The organism is Pontibacter sp. LHS1, from assembly GCF_058932855.1.
In genome coordinates, this window is record NZ_JBZYWF010000001.1 from 433,011 (window position 1) to 451,839 (window position 18,829).

At 51.9% G+C, this 18,829-nt stretch carries 19 protein-coding genes; 12 read left to right on the plus strand and 7 right to left on the minus strand.

Going from position 1 to position 18,829, the window contains the following annotated elements; translation table 11 throughout:
* Positions 1–227: 227 nt before the first annotated feature.
* From AC5FXQ_RS01875 to AC5FXQ_RS01890, 4 genes are all read left to right on the plus strand, one after another.
* Positions 228–2,048 (plus strand): ABC transporter ATP-binding protein, encoded by a 1,821-nt coding sequence (locus AC5FXQ_RS01875; protein WP_493600806.1) that lies wholly within the window; start codon positions 228–230, stop codon positions 2,046–2,048.
* A 297-nt stretch (positions 2,049–2,345) separates the two neighbouring features.
* Positions 2,346–2,870 (plus strand): hypothetical protein, encoded by a 525-nt coding sequence (locus tag AC5FXQ_RS01880; protein WP_493600807.1) that lies wholly within the window; start codon positions 2,346–2,348, stop codon positions 2,868–2,870.
* A gap of 99 nt (positions 2,871–2,969) precedes the next feature.
* Positions 2,970–3,848, plus strand: coding sequence for a DUF2911 domain-containing protein (locus tag AC5FXQ_RS01885; RefSeq protein ID WP_493600808.1), 879 nt, complete (start codon positions 2,970–2,972; stop codon positions 3,846–3,848).
* An 80-nt stretch (positions 3,849–3,928) separates the two neighbouring features.
* The gene (locus tag AC5FXQ_RS01890) at positions 3,929–4,846 is read left to right on the plus strand and encodes a class I SAM-dependent methyltransferase (RefSeq protein ID WP_493600809.1); all 918 of its coding nucleotides are present in this window, start codon (positions 3,929–3,931) and stop codon (positions 4,844–4,846) included.
* On the opposite strand, the gene AC5FXQ_RS01895 is transcribed toward AC5FXQ_RS01890, so the two are convergent.
* From AC5FXQ_RS01895 to AC5FXQ_RS01905, 3 genes are all read right to left on the minus strand, one after another.
* Positions 4,843–6,543 carry a sodium:solute symporter family protein gene (locus AC5FXQ_RS01895; protein WP_493600810.1) on the minus strand — a complete coding sequence of 567 codons (1,701 nt, stop codon included), beginning with the start codon at positions 6,541–6,543 and terminating at the stop codon, positions 4,843–4,845. The two genes, AC5FXQ_RS01890 and AC5FXQ_RS01895, sit on opposite strands and share 4 nt — an antisense overlap.
* Entirely contained in the window at positions 6,540–6,683 is a 144-nt protein-coding gene (locus tag AC5FXQ_RS01900; RefSeq protein WP_493600811.1) for a hypothetical protein, read from the minus strand. The genes AC5FXQ_RS01895 and AC5FXQ_RS01900 overlap by 4 nt, the downstream gene beginning before the upstream one ends.
* Before the next feature lie 86 nt (positions 6,684–6,769).
* Positions 6,770–9,301 carry a PIG-L family deacetylase gene (locus AC5FXQ_RS01905; protein WP_493600812.1) on the minus strand — a complete coding sequence of 844 codons (2,532 nt, stop codon included), beginning with the start codon at positions 9,299–9,301 and terminating at the stop codon, positions 6,770–6,772.
* 409 nt (positions 9,302–9,710) lie between these two features.
* Here AC5FXQ_RS01905 and AC5FXQ_RS01910 point away from each other — a divergent pair, with 409 nt between their 5' ends.
* The 4 genes from AC5FXQ_RS01910 to AC5FXQ_RS01925 all read left to right on the plus strand — a co-directional run bounded on the left by AC5FXQ_RS01910 (position 9,711) and on the right by AC5FXQ_RS01925 (position 11,837).
* Positions 9,711–10,394: a hypothetical protein gene (locus AC5FXQ_RS01910; protein WP_493600813.1), complete on the plus strand. Its 684-nt coding sequence runs from the start codon at positions 9,711–9,713 to the stop codon at positions 10,392–10,394.
* 110 nt (positions 10,395–10,504) lie between these two features.
* Entirely contained in the window at positions 10,505–10,876 is a 372-nt protein-coding gene (locus tag AC5FXQ_RS01915; protein WP_493600814.1) for a DUF3221 domain-containing protein, read from the plus strand.
* Between the two features lie 8 nt (positions 10,877–10,884).
* Positions 10,885–11,247, plus strand: coding sequence for a Rieske (2Fe-2S) protein (locus AC5FXQ_RS01920; protein ID WP_493600815.1), 363 nt, complete (start codon positions 10,885–10,887; stop codon positions 11,245–11,247).
* 113 nt (positions 11,248–11,360) lie between these two features.
* Positions 11,361–11,837: a hypothetical protein gene (locus AC5FXQ_RS01925; protein ID WP_493600816.1), complete on the plus strand. Its 477-nt coding sequence runs from the start codon at positions 11,361–11,363 to the stop codon at positions 11,835–11,837.
* Here the strand turns inward: AC5FXQ_RS01925 and AC5FXQ_RS01930 are convergent.
* The gene (locus AC5FXQ_RS01930) at positions 11,834–12,037 is read right to left on the minus strand and encodes a hypothetical protein (RefSeq protein WP_493600817.1); all 204 of its coding nucleotides are present in this window, start codon (positions 12,035–12,037) and stop codon (positions 11,834–11,836) included. The genes AC5FXQ_RS01925 and AC5FXQ_RS01930 overlap by 4 nt on opposite strands.
* Before the next feature lie 340 nt (positions 12,038–12,377).
* On the opposite strand from AC5FXQ_RS01930, the gene AC5FXQ_RS01935 reads away from it, so the two are divergent.
* The 4 genes from AC5FXQ_RS01935 to AC5FXQ_RS01950 all read left to right on the plus strand — a co-directional run bounded on the left by AC5FXQ_RS01935 (position 12,378) and on the right by AC5FXQ_RS01950 (position 16,020).
* Positions 12,378–13,865 carry an APC family permease gene (locus tag AC5FXQ_RS01935; protein WP_493600818.1) on the plus strand — a complete coding sequence of 496 codons (1,488 nt, stop codon included), beginning with the start codon at positions 12,378–12,380 and terminating at the stop codon, positions 13,863–13,865.
* Positions 13,866–13,970: 105 nt separating this feature from the next.
* Positions 13,971–14,624, plus strand: a complete 654-nt coding sequence (locus AC5FXQ_RS01940) for an alpha/beta hydrolase (protein ID WP_493600819.1) — start codon at positions 13,971–13,973, stop codon at positions 14,622–14,624.
* The gene (locus tag AC5FXQ_RS01945) at positions 14,621–14,878 is read left to right on the plus strand and encodes a hypothetical protein (protein ID WP_007658959.1); all 258 of its coding nucleotides are present in this window, start codon (positions 14,621–14,623) and stop codon (positions 14,876–14,878) included. Before AC5FXQ_RS01940 ends, AC5FXQ_RS01945 begins: the two co-directional genes overlap by 4 nt.
* Before the next feature lie 2 nt (positions 14,879–14,880).
* Positions 14,881–16,020: an NAD(P)/FAD-dependent oxidoreductase gene (locus AC5FXQ_RS01950; RefSeq protein ID WP_493600820.1), complete on the plus strand. Its 1,140-nt coding sequence runs from the start codon at positions 14,881–14,883 to the stop codon at positions 16,018–16,020.
* Between the two features lie 146 nt (positions 16,021–16,166).
* Here the strand turns inward: AC5FXQ_RS01950 and AC5FXQ_RS01955 are convergent, their stop codons facing one another.
* From AC5FXQ_RS01955 to AC5FXQ_RS01965, 3 genes are all read right to left on the minus strand, one after another.
* Complete coding sequence (locus AC5FXQ_RS01955) at positions 16,167–16,388, minus strand: hypothetical protein (protein WP_493600821.1); 222 nt, start codon at positions 16,386–16,388, stop codon at positions 16,167–16,169.
* Between the two features lie 240 nt (positions 16,389–16,628).
* Positions 16,629–17,084, minus strand: a complete 456-nt coding sequence (locus AC5FXQ_RS01960) for a hypothetical protein (protein WP_493600822.1) — start codon at positions 17,082–17,084, stop codon at positions 16,629–16,631.
* 5 nt (positions 17,085–17,089) lie between these two features.
* Positions 17,090–18,757 carry a DUF8614 domain-containing protein gene (locus tag AC5FXQ_RS01965; protein WP_493600823.1) on the minus strand — a complete coding sequence of 556 codons (1,668 nt, stop codon included), beginning with the start codon at positions 18,755–18,757 and terminating at the stop codon, positions 17,090–17,092.
* Between the last annotated feature and the right edge of the window lie 72 nt (positions 18,758–18,829).

Below are 18,829 nucleotides of genomic sequence, written 5' to 3' on the forward strand. Positions count from 1 at the left end.
CAGCTATGCAATAGTACACGCTAAACTTGCGGCACCCAGCTACAACATGAATAATGATATCTCTCACTATGCAAATAGAGCCGCTATATCCCATACTTTACTTACCTTTGTAAGATTTTTCGGGTATGTGGCATTTTTAGCACGCATCAGCTGTTATACCTGCACATTCCCGGGCCGGCGCAGTCATACCTGTGGTTGGCACACATTATTAAGTATAGATTTCATTAATGGCAAAACGCGGAATCGGGCTAAACGACGGCACGCAGGAGAAAGAAGGCAGAAAGAAGATCAGCAAAGACAGCTTTCGTCGCGGCATCAGGATCTTTAGCTACGTACTACCCTACAAGTTTAAATTCCTGGTCGGTCTGGGCTTTCTGGTGCTCTCCAGCCTGACTTTCATGATCTTCCCGCTGCTCACCGGCAAGCTGGTTGACTCCTCCACCGGCAACGCCGACTGGTTCCTCGAAGACATCGACATGATCGCGCTTGGCCTGTTTGCCGTGATTCTGGCGCAGGGCATTTTCTCTTTTTTCCGGGTATACTTTTTTGCGCAGGTAAGCGAAAACGCCGTGGCCGACATCCGTCGCGACCTCTACAGCAAGTTCATGATGCTGCCCATCCCTTTTTATGAGAAAAGACGCGTAGGCGAGATCACCAGCCGCATCACTACCGACGTGGCGCAGGTACAGGATGCCATGTCCATTACGCTGGCCGAGCTTTTCCGCCAGATCACCACGCTTCTGGTAGGCATTATCATCATTCTTTGGACCTCTATTAAGCTCTCCATGTTCATGCTGGCGACCTTCCCGGTGCTGGTGGCGCTTACGCTCGTTTTCGGACGCAAGATCAAGAGCCTTTCCAAGAAAACACAGGACGAACTGGCCAACACCAACGTGATCGTAGAGGAAACGCTGCAGGCGATCAACACCGTGAAGGCCTATACCAATGAAAACTTCGAGATTGGCCGTTACCGCCATTCCCTCAGCAAAGCTGTAAAAGCTGCTCTTTCGGCGGCGAATTACCGGGGTGCTTTCATCTCCTTTGTGATTGTGGGCCTGTTTGGTGGTATCATCCTCGTGATCTGGTACGGCGCTACTTTGGTGCAGAATGGTGACCTGACCATAGGTGAACTGATTTCCTTTATCATTTATACTGTATTCATCGGCGCCTCTGTGGGTGGTTTGGGTGAACTGTATGGCAAGATCCAGTCGGCACTTGGTGCTACGGAGCGTATACAGGAAATTCTGGCCGAGACAGAAGAGCCAACCGATAAGAGCCTGCGTCCGCTGAGCGAGATCAGACGGGTGCGTGGCGATATCAGCTACAATCAGGTGGCTTTCTCCTACCCTACCCGTCCGGACATTCAGGTACTCCGCGACATCAACTTCAGCATCAACTCAGGTGAGAAAATCGCGCTGGTAGGTCCAAGTGGTGCCGGTAAGTCTACTATAGTGCAGCTCCTGCTTCGTCTCTATGATGTGAGCCACGGCAGCATTACCGTAGACGGTCAGGATATCCGCCAGATGAGCCTGACCGAGCTTCGTGCCAATGTGGGCATTGTGCCGCAGGAAGTTTTGCTTTTCGGCGGTTCTATTCGTGAGAACATTGCCTATGGTCGACCGGAAGCGACAGAAGAAGAAATCATTATGGCGGCCCGCAAAGCCAATGCCTACGACTTTATTAGCTCCTTCCCTGAAGGTCTTGATACCCTGGTAGGCGAGCGCGGCATCAAACTCTCTGGCGGTCAGCGTCAGCGTGTGGCCATTGCCCGTGCTATCCTGAAAAACCCGGCGATCCTCGTGCTCGATGAAGCCACCAGCTCCCTCGACTCGGAGTCAGAGCACCTGGTGCAGCAAGCCATGGACGAACTGATGCAAGGCCGTACCACGATCATCATTGCACACCGCTTGGCTACCATCCGCAAGGTGGATAAGATCCTGGTGATTGATGGCGGGGAGATTGTAGAGGAAGGCTCGCACGAAGTACTGTCGCTCAATGACAATGGTATCTATGCGAATTTGCTCAGGCTGCAGTTTGAAATGAGTTAAGGCTTGAATCTTTAAGGTATAAGGGCCCTGTTAGTGTAGAACTGACAGGGCTTTTTTATTTTGCTACAGGGACATGCCTCACCCTATTCCGTCAACTTAGGTAATAATGAAGACCTAGAATTTAAAGCAAAATTGACACCATGGGGTCGCCACCCGTCCGGATCGTTCACTAAATAACCAGTAACTAGCAATTCTATTCATCCTCCAAATCCTGATTAAGACATTCATATATCCTAATAAATCATTAATTTGCAAAGCAATTGTTTATACCTGAATCAGTCGCTCCTAAACCTTTTTATGCACTTAACCAGCGCTTTCACCCGAGGCTTTCTTCTTTGCTTGCTGCTTTTGCTGGGCTACTCGGCTTCAGCTCAAAATTACCGTGACACTTTCAGGGCGCGCAATGCGGTGTATGCTGAACTGGGGGGAAACGGTGACTTGCTGTCCGCTAATTTTGACCGCATCGTGTACCAGAAGTCCATGTTGAAGGCAGCTTTCAGGATAGGTATAGCAAGCAATACCTTTTTCTCATCGGAGGAGCCGGGCTTTTATCCGGTGGTGCCGGTGGAAGCCTTGGGTATGATCGGCCGATTTCAGAAGCACTTTGAATTCGGATTGGGCTATACCCGTCGTTTTACCAATGAGCCGGACCTGCTGCGCAATATGTACTTCAGCCGTTTAGGTTTCCGGTACCAAAACCCGACCGGAGGACTTGTGGTGCGGGTTGGCTTTACTCCTTTTCTTTCCACAGAAAGCAATACCAAGTCACCGGGTCCCGCATTCATTCCCCGCTTTGGCTTCAGCGTAGGGCGAAGTTTTTAGCGAATCACCAAAACTTATTCTGAAAGATCCGGTTAAGGGGAATAATCAGCATTTTTCACTATTTTCGAGTCGCAAACCATCATATTCAAATATAAAACCATGAAAAAGATTTTATTCAGCATGCTGCTGTCAGCTGCGTTGCTAGGCGGCACAGCCGTAACAGTTCAGGCTCAGCAACAAGGCATCGCCATGCCAGCTGCCAGCCCAGCGTCTACCGTGACACAGAAAATCGGACTTACTGATGTAACTGTGGATTACTCCCGTCCATCCATGAAAGGACGCTCGGTATACGGTGGCGATATTGTGCCTTTCGGTAAAGTATGGCGCACAGGTGCCAATAACTCTACGACCCTTAAGTTCAGCGACGAGGTGACCATTCAGGGAAACAAAGTACCTGCCGGTGAGTATGCCCTGCTGACCATTCCGAATCAGAACGAGTGGACCGTCATTCTGTACAAAGACACCAAGCTCGGCGGAAACGTAGCGCAGTATAAGCAGGAGAATGACCAGCTGCGTTTTACTGTGAAGCCACAGACTAACCCGAGAACAATCGAGACTTTCACCATCAACTTCGCCAACCTGAAGGCCAATAGTGCTGATCTGGAAATCCTGTGGGACAAAACCATTGTCAGCTTCACTATTGAGTCGGAAGTAGACAGCAAAGTGATGGCACAGATTCAGGAGCGTGTGGTAAATGGCAAAGAGGTGTCTCCTGCGCTTTATGCTGCCGCTGCCAACTACTATGCTGATAACAATAAAGACATGAAACAGGCGCTGGAATGGATGAAAAAAGCCAATGCCAGTGAGCCGCGTTTCTGGAACCTGCATGCACAGGCCAAGATGCAGGCGAAACTGAAAGACTACAAAGGCGCCGTGAAAACCGCTGAGCAGTCCATAGAACTGGCCAAAAAGGCAAACAACGAAGACTATGTGCGTATGAATGAAAAAGCCATAGCCGAGTGGAAGAAAATGAAGTAAGCACTTAGCTGCCTACTTACTACCGAAAGCCTCTGCTCTGGCAGGGGCTTTCCTTTTTATTACCTGTTAACTTATACCTGTTGGAAGAGAAAAAACATTCAGAGGACCACCTGGGTCCGGCCCGCGAATACTGGTGGAACGACGATTACTTAGAACTGCTGGCCCACCGCCTGCACCTGGATTATACCGGCTCGCTGGTGGATATCGGTTGCGGCAAAGGTATGATGGGCTTCATGTTTTCGCGGCACATGCCTCCGGGCGCCAGGGTATACGGCGTCGATTTTGAGCCGGAGTACATTGAGGAAGCCAAGCAGAAAGCCCAAAGCATCTACCTGCACAACGACATCTCCTACGACTTCCGGGTAGGCAACGCGTCTAACATCCCCCTGCCCGATAACCTGGCTGACATTACCCTCTGCCAGACCTTGCTGATTCATGTGAAAGACCCGAGGCAGGTGATCGACGAGATGATCCGGATCACGAAGCCGGGTGGCTGGGTGCTGGCGCTGGAGCCGAACAACCTCGTGCCTAACCTGATGTTCGATCGCTACGGCGAAACGGACTTTGACGTGGAAAGCACCCTTGAAGTGCTGGAGATAAAGCTTCGCATCGAGAAAGGCAAGAAGCGACTCGGCGAGGGCTTCAACTCGCTTGGTGATGTTATACCTGACCTATACCTCAAAGCCGGCCTCGAGAACATCAAGGTATGGATCTCCGACAAAGCCCTCTCCATCATCCCGCCCTACGACACGCAGGAGAAAATGCTGCGCGTAGAGCAGATGCTGCAGTGGATCGACTCCGACTCCATGGGCTACGACTATCAGGACAACTTAAACTACTTTATGGCCGGTGGCGGCGACAAAGACAAGTTTGATGCCTACTGGCAACGGCTGCTTTACAACAAGATTGCGCTTAAGCAAAGGCTTCTGAACGAAGAGTACGTGTCAGCAGGCGGCAGCTTAGTCTATATCGTGGCGGGGCAGAAGCCGCGGCATTAGTTCAACCTTTCATCTTTCTGCCCTGTGAAAAATTGAAGAATCGCGCCAAATACCACCACTGCCACACACCCGATCACGTTGAACCACAGGAAGGCAATCTCGGTGTAAAAGTGGCAGTACAGCACCACCGCCTCAGCCATCAGAGCTGCAATGAACACAGCATGTCCTTTAATGTACTTCACGTAGAAAGCCACGAGGAAAATACCCAGTATGGTGCCGTAGAAGATGGAACCGATGATGTTAACCGCCTGTATCAGGTTATCGAGCAGAGAGGCATAGGTGGCGAAAATAATGGCCAAGGTGCCCCAGGCGGCTGTGAAAACGCGGGAAGCCCTAAGATAGTGGAAGTTATCTTTTTCCTTTTTGACGGAACGCTTGTAGATGTCGACTACCGTGGTAGAGGCCAGTGCATTGAGTTCAGATGCCGTGGAAGACATGGCCGCTGAGAAGATCACGGCCAACAGCAAGCCTACCAGACCGGCCGGCAGGTATTTCATCACGAAGGAAATGAACACATAGTCGGTGTCTTTGGTCTCGGCATCAGGCGTGGCTTTGGCGATCAGCGACTTCACCTCGGTGCGCACCGCTTTGGAGGCATCGGTTATACCTTGCACCTTAGCTTGCGCAGCGGCTATGGCCGTTTCGTCGTCGGTTCGCAGAGCGGCAACCAGGCCATGCACTGCTTCCTGCTTTTGGTTGAACAGCGTGGTGTGCTGCTCTTCAAGCGCCTCCATCTCGGGGGCAAATTCTGTAGCGTATACCTTGTCCTTAGCCGCTTCATTAAAAAAGAGCGGCGGCTGGTTGAACTGGTAGAACACAAACACCATCACCCCGATGAACAGAATAATAAATTGCATCGGGATCTTGAGCAGACCATTAAAAAGCAAACCCAGCCGGCTCTCCCCTACCGACTTGCCACCTAAGTAACGGGCCACCTGACTCTGGTCCGTGCCAAAATAAGAGAGCGAAAGAAACAGTCCCCCCGTCAAGCCGGACCAGAAGTTGTATCGGTCGTTCCAGTCAAAGGAGAAGTCCACCACGTTCATTTTGCCCATTTTACCGGCCACAGCCACGGCATCACCGAAGGACACACTTTCAGGCAGGTAGCGCACCACCATAAAACCTGCCACCAGCATACCGCCCATCATCACGGCCATCTGCTGCTTCTGCGTCACGCTAACCGCCTTAGTGCCACCCGACACGGTATAGATGATCACCAGTATACCAATCAGCATATTCGTCGCCGTCAGGTTCCAGCCCAGGATAGTAGACAGGATAATGGCCGGCGCATAGATCGTGATGCCCGCCGCCAGTCCGCGCTGTATCAGAAAGAGCAGGGCCGCCAGCGAGCGGGTCTTGAGGTCGAAGCGGCTTTCGAGGTACTCATAGGCGGTGTATACCTTGAGCCGGTAAAATATAGGGATGACCGTGATCGAAATGATGACCATGGCAATCGGGAGGCCGAAGTAGAACTGCACGAAGCGCATACCGTCTTCGTAGGCCTGTCCCGGCGTCGAAAGAAACGTAATGGCACTGGCCTGTGTGGCCATGATGGACAAACCGATGGTCCACCATTTCATGCTATTGTCACCTTTGAGGTAGCCTTCTATATCCTTGCTGCCGCGTGTTTTCCAAACGCCGTAGCTCACAATAAAGCCCAGTGTGCCGAGCAGTACAATCCAGTCGAGTAGCCTCATGAATAGATGCGGGTGATGATGTAAAACAGGGTGATCAGAAAAGCGAGATTGCCCAGCACCAGCCAGTACATACTTTTCCAGCTCTTAAAGAAGGGTGGCTTGTCGAGCTCCTCGTTAGGCTTGCTATCGGTTTCTTTCATGGTTTTCTTTAGACAGTAGTCTTTGTAACAAAAAGCACAGGACTACTCACTGGGTATCTTGAACTGCAGATTTTGAATGGCTCCTTTTATTTAACAGCACTTTCTGTGCTGCTCCCCTGGTTGCCGTGCCCATTACCGAGGGAGATCAGGTTCGTGAAGATGCGGTAAGCACCCGGCACACCGGCAGGCAATTGCCTGAACCAGGAGTAGCCGGTATACACAAAGTGCCCTTTGCCATAGCGGGCAATCAGAAGACCACCGTCGCGGGCAGGCTCGCCCGGATCGTTGCTCGAAAGGATGGCTTCGAACTCCTTGCTCCACTCACTTGGGAAGTAGAGGCCCCGCTCCTGTACCCAGCCTTCAAAATCCTTTTTGGTGATCTTGTTCGGGCTGTTCAGCGCCTGGTGATTCGGCTTCAGAAAACGTACCTCGGCATCTTCTACCGTCACCCGCTGGCTTGATATCTTCAAAGGATAAGGAGCGATATTGTTCGTCTTGAGGCTGTGCCCGGTGTTATACTGCACGATGACTGTACCGCCTTGCTGCACGTAGTTGAGCAGGCGCGGCTGGTAAAAGTTCATGCGCTCCACCGTATTATAGGCCCGAACACCCAGTATCACCGCATCGAAGCGCTTCAGATTCTGGTCTGTGATGTCCTCGTCTTTGAGCATCGTCACATTATAACCGATCTGTTGCAGACTCGCAGGTATATCATCACCCGCGCCCATCAGGTATGCGATCTGCTCTCCGTTGCGCTTCAGGTCGAGGCGCACCGCTTTGGTTACAGCCTCCGGGAAGGTAGTCTGGGTAGGGATGTGGCTATACTGGATCATGTTGAGTCCGCGGGTATAAGGCTTGCCTGCTACTGTGGCGACTGCTTTCAGTTCTACTTCCTGCTGCCCTTTGGGCGGATGCACCATAAAGCGTACCAGCTGCTCAGCTCCGTTCTGCTCCAGATCAAATGCCACTTGCACCGGCTCCGCACGCCAACCTTTCGGGAGTTGCAATGCCAGGTTGCCTTTTATACCTGCCTTACCCGATTTCACCAGCACGTGCACTGGCTTCGGCTCCTGCGAGGCGAACATCAGCACTTTCTCGGAGATGTTCACAAACACAGGCGGCGTAATGGCGAGTGGTCTGTACTGCTCCCCATCCACCGGATCGTTGCGCTTGTACACCACCGGCACGGTATAGCGGAAAGGCTCTCCGCTGATCAGCAGGTTCATTTGAACCTCAGCGGCCGGCTGATTTTCGGGGGCACCGATTTCCTGTAGATCATCTACCCGGAACAGGCCCAGCGTTCCCTCCTGCCGTAGCCAGTACGGCTGCGAGAGTGGTGCCGAAGCCGGAATCTGCATTTTGAAAGGTATAAGATGCCCCTCATTCGGAGCGAGTGTTTTGTTCAGGCTGCTGTCTTTGGCGGCGAAGGAAGGACGCATACTCACCAGTTGCACAGGTATAGCCGATCGGTTGATGGCTTCCAGCTGCAAGCTCAGGCGCTCACCCGGTGTCACGGCATATTCCGTAGCCACTGCCTCCAGGTATAGACCCAGGCTATGCTTCACCACCTGCTCCAGTTCCTGCGTCTTGAGTTGCTTCCAATAGCTATCGGGCAGCTTAGCCAATTCTTTTCGGGCTGCCAGCAGCGTCGGCACTACGGCCGCGGGCTGCTCCGGCTTAAACTCCGCCACTGCCTGCTGCAGAAGGGCTGCTACTTTTTCGCTGCCTTTCACACGGCTCCAGCTGGTATTTATACCTTCAAACAATTCTTCTTTAGCTCGTTCGCCTTTTGTGTGCTCCAGGTACTCGATGGTAACACCGCGTGTACCCGTTGCGCCAAAGCCCTGACTCTTGTGCATGCTGCGGCTCAGGGCGGCGATCTCCGGGTATGACTTGCCCAGCAGCGGATTATAGCCGCCTACATCCACTTTTAATAGTTGTGAACCGTAGTCTTCAAATTCTTTCTGGCTGCGGAAGGACCAGACGCCAGTATTCCAAAGTACTCGTTTGGCCTGCCATACCTGCACGTGCTTGAGCTGCTCCGGAAAGCGCTTCGGGTCAGCGGCGGCTTCAAAAGCCTCGCTTGCCAGCATGGCCGAAGCGGTGTGGTGCCCGTGGGTTTCGGAAGGCCTTGGAGAGAAGCGGGTGATGATCACATCAGGTCTGAACTTACGGATTGCCCATACCACATCGTGCAGCACCTTCTCCTTATCCCAGATCGCAAAGGTTTCCTCAGGGTTTTTAGAGAAGCCAAAGTCGTTGGCGCGGGTAAAGAATTGCTTCCCTCCGTCCGTGCGGCGGGCCTGCAGCAACTCCTGCGTACGGATAATCCCCAGCCCCTCCCGGATCTCTGGCCCGATCAGGTTTTGCCCGCCATCACCGCGGGTCACCGACAGATAACCGGTGTTGTAGAGTTTTTCGTTGGACAGGTAGGCGATAAAGCGGGTATTTTCGTCGTCGGGGTGTGCCGCCAGATACAAGACGGTACCCAGCACGCTCAGCTTTTTGATATCCTGCAGTAGCTCGGCAGCATGCGGCTTGGCAGGCGACTGCGCCTTGAGTGCCCCTACAGAAAGCAGCGAGCACAAGACAAAAAAGAGCGAAAAACTTTTTTTCATGGTTTTAGTTAAAGAAGCAGTGAATTGAACCTTCATCACCATGCTGTAAATCTAAAAAATTTGTGTCAGCCTACCCAGTTTTGTATGGTTATACAAGACAGAAAGTCGCTCAAACCCGACATATAACAATGGGCATAATCTTTTTGTACTTAAAACAGCCTGCTACTTGATGGTTTAAATCCAGACAATATAGTATTGTAATATGACTAGTCAGGACTTAGCCAAGAATGCTATAGGTTAAAGTAAATTTTACAAAAAAATAATCAAATTAGTAGCTTTATATTTTACGCTTCCTATATTTGTAAAAAAGTGGAAGACACTTACCGCATCCTGCCTAAGGCTCGTCAGTTTAACTGGGTAGCCCCAACTATGAAACAATATATCTGAAGGCTACAAACATCTGACGCATATGGCAGAAAACAGAATTGGAGACCAAGCTATTGATTTTCTTGGTTCCTACTATGCCAAACATGAAAAAAAATCCGGCTTACTTATAAACAGACTGGTGCCCACGCACCAGGGCACTTTTGCCGATGCGCTGTTTGCCTATCAGAAACACGACAATTGCTTTTTTGCCGTATCGCTCAATATTTCTGCCTCTAACAAACTGGCGCGCCTGCTGAGCACTTACAAGAAAAAAGGACTGGGCAGAAGTCGTTATTTAACTGCTGCCTCTATTTTTGGCGCAGCAGCCTACCTCTGCTACCTGGCCGGCAATTGGCTGGCGATGGCCGTAATACCTGCAATACTTGCAGTGGCTGGCTTTATGCTCCATTCCAGCCTGCGCAAGCGCTATATGCAGCAGCAACTGAAAGCAGCAGTTGACCAACTCAAGCAGCAGCCTGCCGACCACCAGTGGTTGGGGCTACAGGTTAGCAGCCTGTGCTGGCGCGGCAATGCCATGGCAGACTACCTTTCCAAACTATGTGAACGAAAAGGCATAGGCCTGCTGACAGTAGGGAAGCGCTCCCGGCTCACGCTGCGGCAGGAGCCGCGCCTGGCCACCTGTCGCCGCACAGACTTCCTCTCTTACTATTCACCAGGCGAGAACCTGCGCAGAGAGTTGTCAGACCAATTTATGCGGGTAGCATAGGCCTTAAATAAAATGCGCCTTAGCCATTACTAATCATCTCCCTCCTGCGTACAAATGTCAAAAGTATGCCCTGCCTGTAAGGCAAAGGGCTTGAGACGACTCTTGAACCCATGAGAAGATACCTGAATATTCTACCCTTGGCTGCTCTCCTACTGGCTGGATGCCAGACCCAGGATGGCTTTCAGATTCCCAACACGCAGCCCGACATAAAGGGCAACATCACCAATATCAAAAAAACTAATTCCAAAAAGAAAGCAGGCGTGGCCGTTATACTGGTCGAGTCAGTGGAAGGTATGCAGACTAACCACACCAAGGCGACACTGCGCATAGATGCCAATACCCACATCGAGAACGTAGAAGGAGCCACACTGCGACTGGAGCATCTGCGTGAAGGACATTTAGTGGAGGCCTGGTTTGACGAGCAGGTCATGGAATCATTTCCGGTGCAGGCCCATGCCACTGCCATACGGGTAAGCCACTAGCAGATCAGATGGAAGGAAGCAAAGCAGACTATACCTGGCACAAAGTATTTGACAGCGCGGCCGAAGCCCGCGAACAGGTGCCCCTCCGCAAACTCAAACAACTGGTGCTGGACGGACGGACTATTTGCTTTGCGCATACTGCCTCCGGCTTTTTTGCGCTCGACGATGCCTGTCCGCACCTGGGCTATGCGCTCAGCAAAGGTACTACTAACTATCTGGATGAAGTGATATGCCCCTGGCACAGCTACAGGTATAGCATGCAGAATGGGCGAGAGTGCGAATTTCGCACGCGCAAAGCAGTTCTCCACCGGGTGGAGATAAGGGAAGAAGGTGTGTTTGTGGGAATAGAGCAGACAGCCGCTAGTGTCTGAAATGGCGCTTTTTACCCCTCTTCAGAGGCACTCCACTCAAATTAAGAGCATTCTTGCGGGCGAAGCGGCCAATTTGTTTACATTGCGAGGTGCAACCATCCGATGTTACCTCTATGGCACCCAGAACAATTAGACCGGAGACCCCTCCAGCTGCGCCGATAGAGTTGCGCCATATGATGGGCGATGTGTATGTCACCATCCAACGTAAGGAGGAGTACATCGAGGCAAAATGGCAAGGGCATATAACCGCTGATGATGTTGTATGCGCTTCACTTGCTTTTCTGGAACTGCTCAAAAGCAACCGCTGCTCCAAACTGCTCAACGACAAGTCAGGTGTAACCGGCGACTGGCAGGAAGCCAATGACTGGCTTCAGTTTGAATGGCTGCCCCGGGCTATGGAAGCCGGCCTGCGGTTTATGGCGCATGTGTACTCTTTTAATATGTTCAGTCAACTCGCAGCCCGTGAACTCCAGGAGCGCATCACACCTGAAATCAGTATGAAAAGCTTTTACGAACGCTCCCCTGCGGAGGAATGGCTCCGGGAACAGGATGACACTGCTACTGCCGACAGGCGGGCTGCCACGGCTTAACGCACGTTAGCAGCTACCGCACTTGGCGCAACAGGTGTGATCAGGACTGTGTCGAGCAGGACAGTCATCACAGGCTCCTCTATTTCCATATCGACAGTGCTGGCGACAGCAGCATCTACTGGTTGAGTGTTTTTGGTATCTGGTTGCAGTGCAAGACCGAAGCATGATACAGTGGCGGCGATTAGGAATAATACTTTCATGGCTATAATATTTAGTGGTTATCAATTAATTACTGTGACAAAGTTATTCTATAGTACTTTGTTATGCAAGGTACTGTTGCTTATATTACTACTATTTTATACCAAGGGCCTCGAAATACCCGTGAAGCACCCAAAAAACCAGACGAACGGCCGAAGTTTTTTAAAGCCAAAAAGAGCAATAATTCCCAGGTATCTTTATATATTATTTACTCACTATTGGCTTTCCTGCAGATAATCCCCCGTATATGTCCTTTCACAAAAAATTAGCTTTAATTTTGCTTTCCGGCCTTTGCCATTTTATTGGGCTATCGGCTTTACAGGCAAGTATCAGACAGCTACAATGCAGGATTTAGAAGAAGTAGAGCGAGTACAGAAGGAAGAGAAAGAAAGCGGGTTTAAACGTGAGATCAAGCTTTTTGACGCCATCATGATCGTGACCGGCGGTATGATCGGTTCGGGTATATTCATCGTGACAGCCGATATATCCAGGGCCGTCGTAAGTCCGGGCAACATGCTGCTGGTCTGGGTGCTCTCGGGTTTCCTGACCATGGTGGGTGCCATCAGCTATGGCGAGCTGTCGTCTATGTTCCCCAAAGTGGGCGGGCAGTATGTATACCTGAAGGAGGCTTACAACAAGATGGTGGCCTTCCTCTATGGGTGGACGCTCTTCCTGGTGATCCAAACCGGGGTGATCGCAGCGGTGGCGGTGGCTTTCGCACGTTTTACAGGGGTACTTATACCTTGGTTCAGCGAAGACAACGTGCTGTTTTCCCTGGCCGGCTTCAACTTCACCTCCGTGCAGCTGCTGGCCATTCTGAGCATTCTATACCTGACCTATATCAACTCACGCGGTGTGAAGAGTGGCAAGCTGATCCAGAACATCTTTGGCAGTACGAAGCTGATCGCTTTGTTTGGCCTGATCCTGTTCGGTTTGCTTTTCGGCATCAACGATACGGCGGTGCAGGCCAATTTCTCTGATTTCTGGGGATCTGCAGCAGCTGCTACCGGAGCCAGTGAAGCGCCTCCGGTAGGTATGGCGCTAATCACGGCCATCGGCATTGCCATGGTAGGCGCCCTGTTCTCTGCCGACTCCTGGAACAACATCGGCTTTTCGGGCGATGAGATTGTGAATCCAAAACGCACCATCGTGCTCAGCATGGTGATCGGCAGTGCCATCGTGATGGGCCTATACCTGATCATCAACCTGGTATATCTGCTCGTGCTGCCCCTCAACGGCGACCCGAACGCAACCGATGTGATAGGCCAGGGCATCAAGTACGCCTCCAACGACCGCGTAGCCACGGCCGTGGCGGAAGTGATCGGCGGTTATCCGGCCACAATCGGTATTGCCATTCTGATCATGATCTCGACCTTCGGCTGTAACAACGGCGCCATCCTGTCCGGCGCGCGGGTATACTATGCCATTGCCAAAGACGGCCTGTTCTTCAAGAAGATGGGGCACCTGAACAAAAACGGTGTACCGGCTGCGGCTCTGTGGTTACAGTGTATCTGGGCCTGCATGCTCTGCCTCTCCGGCACCTACAACGACCTGCTCGACTATGTGATTTTTGCGGTGATGCTCTTCTACATCCTCACCATCATCGGGGTGTTTGTGCTACGTGTGCGTCGTCCGGACCTGAAGCGCCCTTACAAAGCCTTCGGCTACCCGATTCTGCCAGCGCTGTACGTGCTGCTTGCCTCTGGTATCTGTATCATTCTGCTTATTTACAAGCCGGTCTATACCTGGCCGGGCCTGATCATTGTGGCGCTGGGCATACCTGTTTATTACTTCTTTGGAAGCAAGTTTAAGAAGGAGTCCGGTTTGTAGGCAGAGCCCTAAAGTATAATTGAAAAGCAGTCTGTCAGGTATGGCAGGCTGCTTTTTTGTAGCTTTGCTGCCGTACACGGCCACTTGCCGTAAACGCAAAGCTGTATGAGCACCGTTTATTTTATCAGCGGCCTTGGAGCGGACGAGCGCATGTTTCAGTTTCTGCACCTCAAGTGCAAAAACAAGGTATACGTACGCTGGATTCGACCCTATGACGATGAACCATTACATGATTATGCCGTGCGGCTGGCAGAGCAGATCACCGAACCCAACCCGGTGCTGGTGGGCATGTCCTTTGGCGGGGTGGTGGCCATTGAGCTTTCCAAATTCCTGAACCCGCGCAAAACCATCCTGATCTCAAGCATCGCCAGCAGCAAGATACTGCCCTGGTACTACCGCCTGATGGGTTTCCTGCGGCTGCACCGTATCATACCTGTGCCCTGGCTCAAACGCTTCCATTTTGTGGGCCCGCTGCTGTTCGGGGCCAGCACCAAAGCTGAAAAAGCGCTGCTTAAACAGGTAATCCTCGAAACCGATCCGCACTTTCTGCGCTGGGCCGTTGGGCAACTGCTCAACTGGCACCAACCGGACCACTATGAAAACGCCGTGATGATACACGGCACCGCCGACCGCATCCTGCCGCTGGGCACTTACCCGGGCATTATCAAGGTAAAAAGAGCCGGCCACCTCATGGTTTTGAGCCATGCTTCCGAGATAAGTGCTATCTTGGATAAGATTTTAGATGATTGCGAAACATGACAACAGATAAAAAGAAATTCATCATCAGGACGCCGGACGGCCAAACGGCTGACCTCACCAATGCGACCACCCTCCGAAGCAATAACCTCTACCCTTTCGGACGTCACAACTACTCCATCTACGAAAGTCCGGAAGGCGTATTCGTGCGCGGTTATAACAGCGGCGAGCGGGAGATCATGCTCACCGGTTTTGAGATAATAGACGAGGCGACAGCCCGCAACTATAAGCATACCTACACCCGCGAAGACGAGTAGCCATGGAGTTGAGTTTCTGGGAAAAGGAATCGTATTTCAGCCACGTAGATGTGCTGATTGTGGGCAGCGGCATCGTGGGTCTGAATGCGGCGCTATACCTGAAGACGCAGCAGCCTGCCCTGAAAGTAATGGTGGTGGAGCGCGGACTGCTACCGACCGGAGCCAGCACCCGCAACGCCGGCTTCGCCTGCTTCGGCAGTCCCTCTGAGCTGCTCGACGATCTGAGCCACCACAGCGAAGACGAAGTATTTGCGCTGGTGGAGCGCCGCTGGCGTGGACTACAGCGCCTGCGCCAGAACCTCGGCGACCAGGCCATTGACTTCCACCGTTGGGGAGGCTACGAATTGTTTGAGAAAAGCCAGCAGCCACTCTACGAAGCCTGCCTCGAGCAAATGCCTTACCTGAACAAGCAGCTGCAGCAGGTAACGGGTGAGCAGGATATCTACCGCCAGGCAGATCACAAAATAGGTGAGTTCGGCTTTAAACAGGTAGCGCACCTGATCGAGAGTACGGCCGAAGGGCAGATTGACACGGGCAAAATGATACTGGCGCTCACGCAGAAGGTCCAGGCCCTGGGTGTGATCGTACTGAACGGACTGGAGATTGAAAGTCTGCAGGAGGAGAGCACAGGTATAACCGCCCTGACCAAACAAGGCATCGCCATACCTGCCCGTGCGGTGCTGGTCGCAACCAATGGCTTTGCCCGTCAGTTGCTCCCAGAACTGCAGGTGGCGCCAGCCCGGGCGCAGGTGCTCATCACCAAGCCTATACCTGATCTGCGCTTCAAAGGCACTTTTCATTACGACAAAGGCTTTTACTACTTCCGCAACATCGGCAACCGGGTACTGTTCGGAGGGGGCCGCAACCTCGACTTCAAAACAGAAGAGACCACCGAAATGGGCCTGACAGAGCTGGTGCAGAATAAACTGGAAGAGCTGCTGCGCGAAGTTATCCTGCCTGGTACCCCTTATGAGGTGGAGCAGCGCTGGAGCGGCATTATGGGGGTAGGACCTGGCAAAACCACCATCGTGCAGCCGGTATCGGAGCATGTGTGCTGCGCCGTGCGCATGGGCGGTATGGGGGTGGCGATCGGTTCGCTGGTAGGTGAAGAGGGAGCTACGTTAATATTGGAGAAGCTTTGACCAATATCCCGCTTCTCTGTAGTCGAAAAGGCCTTAAATTATAATACAAAGCGAGAAAACAAGTAAAACTGATTGATAGGCTTTTTAAAATAAAAAAGGTAAACCGCTGGTGGTTTACCTTTTTCAATTGCTATAGTCAGTACGAGTTACATTCGTATCCATTGATTCGAGGGATTAGGGTTGGGGATTATCAGGTGTTTGTTGGCTTCTTTTTCTGCTTTAAAAAACTCCTGATACTCTTCTTCGCTCATTTCTTCGCGAAGGGCAATGTGAAACTTGGCCAGTTCAGGGTATAGTTGATTGCGTTCCTGGCGCTCCTGCGGACTGTCTCTGTTAAAATCGTAAAAGGATTTCACAAAATTTTTCATAATTAAACAGTTGATTTAAAGTGAGTTGGAAAACAGTTTTACTCCCTACCCATTTTTAGGTTGTCTATATTTAAAAGCAATTTTCCACAATTTGCCCTGAGTGCCTGTAAACCTACAAAAAGCTACCACTGAGGTCAGCAATCAAAAAGCCCCTGCCGATTGGCAGGGGCTTTTGGTCAAAGCATCAAACAGTTAGATGGTTTACTCTGGCAAAATTTGCCATAAGAAAGGGTGGTTCCGTTACCGACCGAGGTGCTTAAAGTAAAGCCCTGTTGCTATTAGCAGCAGCCTGGTTAGCTCTGGAATATCCCGGACAATGGAAATATGACCACCTGTAATACTAAAGCTTTCCTGCTCAAAGCGCATCAGGGTATTGCCTACTTCGTCCAGTAAGTCTCTGCTGCTGTCTAATGCTTTGCCCTTGAAAGTAAACTGCTCGCCCGTAACCAGGGTAGTCGTGGTTTGGCCAAAGCCAGACGTCTTGCTCATACCTACCACCTCATCTTTGAAATGTATAGTGACATCATGTTCGAGCCAGCCTTGCCTTTGGAAATAGAGGTTTATGCGCTCTGAACTGAAGTCGGCGTCGTTGCTGGTCCAGCCTCTGAAGGCAAGCTCCCCGACTAGCCCATCTTCTCCGCTCACGGTATACCTTCGCGAGGTTAAGTTCACCTGTTTCCACTGCAGCAACTCCATACCTGTTATTTTAATCCGAGCACATCCACACCCTGCTCAAACACCACGTCTACCGGAATGTTGTTGCGGCTGAGGCGGTCGAGGTCGGCCTGCAGTTCGGCACTGATCTGCCCTTGTTCGTTCAGCAATTTGCCAACGCCTGCATAGTCGCCATTGCCCTGCAGCGTCAGGATCAGCTCCGACAGCTTGTCCATGGCTTCTCCCATTTTCACGTAGTTCACGCGGTACTTGCCGGTTTGGGCATCCCGCTCAAAAGCACCATTTTCTTTAAAGAAATTGAAGCGCACCATGTTAGCCTTGCCGTGTGCACTGGCCGCACCGAAGCGCACCGAACGGAAGATGCCCGCCATAAAGGTGGTGTAGTAATCCTCCAGGCTGCCGCTCACCTCACCCTTCTTGTGCAGCTGCGTGATCATGTAAAGGCCCAGGATGTCAGCCTTGCCTTCCTCCAGGGCTGAACCGTGCTCTTTCAACGCTTCACGCACGGTACCCTTTCCGTTGATGGTGTTCTTTATACCTAAACCATGCGCTACCTCGTGAAACATAGTGTTGGCAAAGAAGGCGTCGAACGTGATATGCTGCTTCTGATCGTCGGCAATCAGCTCGTCGGCTATGGGCAGCATGATCTTGTCAAACTTGGCCTGCATGGCATTCTTAAGCTGCAGACGGCGCGTACCCTTCTTCAGCTGCACCTCCTCGTCGTTTGGTAAGTTGATAGCAATGGTCTTACTGCCCGCATTACAGTCGCCGGCGTAGTACACCACGTCGTAGGCGTTCAGGTCAGAGTCGGTGCCCGGCGTTTCTTTCTTGTAGTTGGCTGGCACTGGCAAACCGCGCTGCAGTTCTGGCAGGAAGGCCGCATACTTCTCCAGTCGCTTGCTCCAGTCCATGTCCTTGATCAGCACATAGGCTTCGTGGGCAGCTTTGTAACCAAACAGCTTGTCTTCGTATGTCTCGATCGGACCGATCACCACGTCGATGCGGTTGTTCTTCATGTCCATCCAGGCCAGGTCGCTTGGCTGGTAGTTGTCGTTGAGCAGGGCGTCCGCACGCAGGGTCAGGTATTTTTTCAGTCCCGGCTCCTCGGCCAGGTTCGCAGCCTGACGCAACAGGTCGGAGGCACGCTTTACCTGCTCTTTGAACTGCACATGGTAAGGCACCGTGATCAGGTTACCGTTGGCATCGCGGCGCAGGAAGGTATACTGACTGGCTTTGTCTTTCAGGTTCGCCTTCTCAAACTCCTCCTTGGTCATGTCGTGCGGGTAGAAGTTGGCTGCGTCGGGCTTTGGCCCCACGCCAGGTATAAAGGGCTCGTTGTTGTTCAGCCGGTCCCAGGGGCCGTAGTTGATCATCACAAACTGCTTCGCGGCATCGTCTGTCAGCGCATTCAGCAAAGAGTCCCTCTTACCATAGGCTTCGTACCAGAACAGTTCGTCCATGATGTTACCGGCCTCGATCAGCAAAGGAATCATCTGACGCTCTTTTTCGCTCAGGCCACTCAGGTCGGCAGTCAGGCGCACAGTGGTGTACATGCCCAGCTTATGCTGCAGGTCAGTAGCTACTGCATCGGTCTGTTCAGTTCCGGTGGTTTGGGCTTCGTTGGTCGTGCTGCCCGTGCAGGCAGCCGACATGGCGGCCACAGAAGCGGCCAGTATCAGGTGGCGTGATTTCATGTAGGTATAAGGTTAGTTTTTTTCAAGATGGAAGATACAGTATTTGAAGTAAAAGAAAAAGCCGCTACTCTT

What these genes read in the sequence shown, in the direction of transcription:
- AC5FXQ_RS01915 (WP_493600814.1), top strand. Translation starts at nt 10,505, where the DNA reads ATGAGAAGATACCTGAATATTCTACCCTTGGCTGCTCTCCTACTGGCT.
- AC5FXQ_RS01910 (WP_493600813.1), top strand. Translation starts at nt 9,711, where the DNA reads ATGGCAGAAAACAGAATTGGAGACCAAGCTATTGATTTTCTTGGTTCC.
- AC5FXQ_RS01945 (WP_007658959.1), top strand. Translation starts at nt 14,621, where the DNA reads ATGACAACAGATAAAAAGAAATTCATCATCAGGACGCCGGACGGCCAA.
- AC5FXQ_RS01925 (WP_493600816.1), top strand. Translation starts at nt 11,361, where the DNA reads ATGGCACCCAGAACAATTAGACCGGAGACCCCTCCAGCTGCGCCGATA.
- AC5FXQ_RS01880 (WP_493600807.1), top strand. Translation starts at nt 2,346, where the DNA reads ATGCACTTAACCAGCGCTTTCACCCGAGGCTTTCTTCTTTGCTTGCTG.
- AC5FXQ_RS01940 (WP_493600819.1), top strand. Translation starts at nt 13,971, where the DNA reads ATGAGCACCGTTTATTTTATCAGCGGCCTTGGAGCGGACGAGCGCATG.
- AC5FXQ_RS01920 (WP_493600815.1), top strand. Translation starts at nt 10,885, where the DNA reads ATGGAAGGAAGCAAAGCAGACTATACCTGGCACAAAGTATTTGACAGC.
- AC5FXQ_RS01955 (WP_493600821.1), bottom strand. Translation starts at nt 16,388, where the DNA reads ATGAAAAATTTTGTGAAATCCTTTTACGATTTTAACAGAGACAGTCCG.
- AC5FXQ_RS01930 (WP_493600817.1), bottom strand. Translation starts at nt 12,037, where the DNA reads ATGAAAGTATTATTCCTAATCGCCGCCACTGTATCATGCTTCGGTCTT.
- AC5FXQ_RS01905 (WP_493600812.1), bottom strand. Translation starts at nt 9,301, where the DNA reads ATGAAAAAAAGTTTTTCGCTCTTTTTTGTCTTGTGCTCGCTGCTTTCT.
- AC5FXQ_RS01950 (WP_493600820.1), top strand. Translation starts at nt 14,881, where the DNA reads ATGGAGTTGAGTTTCTGGGAAAAGGAATCGTATTTCAGCCACGTAGAT.
- AC5FXQ_RS01900 (WP_493600811.1), bottom strand. Translation starts at nt 6,683, where the DNA reads ATGAAAGAAACCGATAGCAAGCCTAACGAGGAGCTCGACAAGCCACCC.
- AC5FXQ_RS01965 (WP_493600823.1), bottom strand. Translation starts at nt 18,757, where the DNA reads ATGAAATCACGCCACCTGATACTGGCCGCTTCTGTGGCCGCCATGTCG.
- AC5FXQ_RS01895 (WP_493600810.1), bottom strand. Translation starts at nt 6,543, where the DNA reads ATGAGGCTACTCGACTGGATTGTACTGCTCGGCACACTGGGCTTTATT.
- AC5FXQ_RS01875 (WP_493600806.1), top strand. Translation starts at nt 228, where the DNA reads ATGGCAAAACGCGGAATCGGGCTAAACGACGGCACGCAGGAGAAAGAA.
- AC5FXQ_RS01935 (WP_493600818.1), top strand. Translation starts at nt 12,378, where the DNA reads ATGCAGGATTTAGAAGAAGTAGAGCGAGTACAGAAGGAAGAGAAAGAA.
- AC5FXQ_RS01960 (WP_493600822.1), bottom strand. Translation starts at nt 17,084, where the DNA reads ATGGAGTTGCTGCAGTGGAAACAGGTGAACTTAACCTCGCGAAGGTAT.
- AC5FXQ_RS01885 (WP_493600808.1), top strand. Translation starts at nt 2,970, where the DNA reads ATGAAAAAGATTTTATTCAGCATGCTGCTGTCAGCTGCGTTGCTAGGC.